The 1,914-nt window shown below is 56.6% G+C and carries 1 protein-coding gene; it reads left to right on the top strand.

Features of this window, described 5'->3' with window-relative positions; genetic code table 11:
- Position 1 precedes the first annotated feature (1 nt).
- Positions 2-1,914 (top strand): glucosamine-6-phosphate deaminase (gene nagB / locus CHB92_RS25395; protein ID WP_089322037.1); only part of this gene is annotated, 1,913 nt, incomplete at its 3' end.

The following is a 1,914-nucleotide window of genomic DNA, read 5'->3' as shown; positions in this document are numbered from 1 at the left end:
AATGTCACGATTAAATCTTTTAGAAGAGACCCGTTTCGAGAAACTTCCGGTAACAGTTTATTCTGATCCACAGACAGCCTCCAAGACTGTTGCCCGCCGCATAGCAGACCTGATCCGAGCCAAGCAGCGCAGGGGAGAGCAGACAGTGCTGGGCCTTGCTACCGGAGCCACGCCCGTTGAGGTTTATGCTGAGCTGGTGCGCCTGCACCGGGAGGAAGGCCTGAGCTTTAGAAATGTGGTCACCTTCAACCTGGACGAGTACTACCCGATGCAGCCGGAATCGGAGCAGAGCTACGTGACCTTTATGAAGGAAAGCCTCTTCAACCACATCGACATTGACATGAACAATGTTCATATCCCGGACGGTACCCTGCCTTTAGAAGAGATCGCGGAATATTGCCTGGCGTATGAGCGAAAGATAAGCGGGTACGGCGGCTTAGACATGCAGATCCTGGGCATTGGTCGTACAGGCCACATCGGCTTTAACGAGCCGGGCTCGGCGCCTAACTCCGGTACACGCCTGGTGACGCTTGATGACCTGACCAGAAGGGACGCCTCCCGCGACTTTGGCGGTAAGGAGAACGTGCCAACCAAGGCCATCACCATGGGGATCGGCACCATCTTCAAGGCCCGTGAGATTATTCTCATGGCCTGGAATACGAAAAAGGCTGCTATTATCAAGAAGGCGGTAGAAGGAGAAATATCTTCTGAGGTGCCGGCGACTTACCTGCAGCTATCCGACAACGTGGAGTTCGTGCTGGACGAGGACGCCGCCTCTGAATTGACTCGCTTCGATACGCCATGGCTGGTGAAGGACTGCGTGTGGGACGCCTACCTGATTAAAAAAGCCGTGATCTGGCTGGCAAAGACGCTGCATAAACCAATCCTGAAACTAACGGAGGAGGATTACAACAACCACGGCATGGCCCAACTGGCCACGGAGAAAGGGCCGGTATACGACATCAACATCGATATCTTCAATCAGGTGCAGCGCACCATCACGGGCTGGCCAGGCGGTAAGCCCGGCGCCGACGACAAGCAGCGGCCCGAGCGGGCAGCGCCGGCCAGGAAGCGGGTGGTTATCTTTTCGCCCCACCCCGATGATGACGTAATTTCCATGGGCGGTACCTTTATCCGCCTGGTAGACCAGGGGCACGACGTGCACGTAGCGTACCAGACATCGGGCAACACTGCTGTGTGGGATGATGATGCTCTGCGCTTTGTGGAGTTTGCCATTGACTTCAGCAAATCGCAGGGAGAAGATGCCGCTTCTCTGACCTCGCTGTACGGGAGCATGCGCGACTTCCTGGCGACAAAGCAGCCGAACCAGACGGATACCAAAGAGCTACTGACGGTGAAGGGGCTGATCCGCAAAGGAGAGGCCATAGCGGGAGCACGCTTTGCAGGGGTATCGGACGAGAACATTCACTTTATGGCCTTGCCTTTCTACGAGCGGGCCAAAACAGAAAAGCGCCAGATACACGAGGAAGACATACAGCTGACAATCGAACTCCTGCAGCGGGTAAAACCGCACCAAGTGTTTGCCGCCGGCGACTTTGCTGATCCTCATGGGACGCACAAAGTGTGCTTCGATATTGTGCTGGAGGCCCTGAACCGTCTGCGTGTTACAGAAGACTGGGCGCAGGACTGCTGGCTGTGGATGTACCGCGGCGCCTGGCATGAGTTCGACACGCATGAGATCGAGATGGCTGTGCCGCTCTCTCCACAGGAAGTGGAGCGCAAGCGCTTTGCCATTTTCAAGCACCAGTCGCAGAAGGACCGCCCCGTGTTCCCGGGCGATGATGCACGGGAGTTCTGGGTGCGGGCCGAAGAACGGACCAGTGAGACTGCCCGATCATATGACCGACTGGGGTTGGCCGAGTATGAGGCGATGGAGGCCTTTGTGCGGTGGAA

This window comes from Pontibacter ummariensis, from assembly GCF_900188175.1.
Lineage (GTDB): Bacteria > Bacteroidota > Bacteroidia > Cytophagales > Hymenobacteraceae > Pontibacter > Pontibacter ummariensis.
Note: the sequence above shows the minus strand (reverse complement) of the source record. Positions and strands in the feature narration are given on the sequence as shown.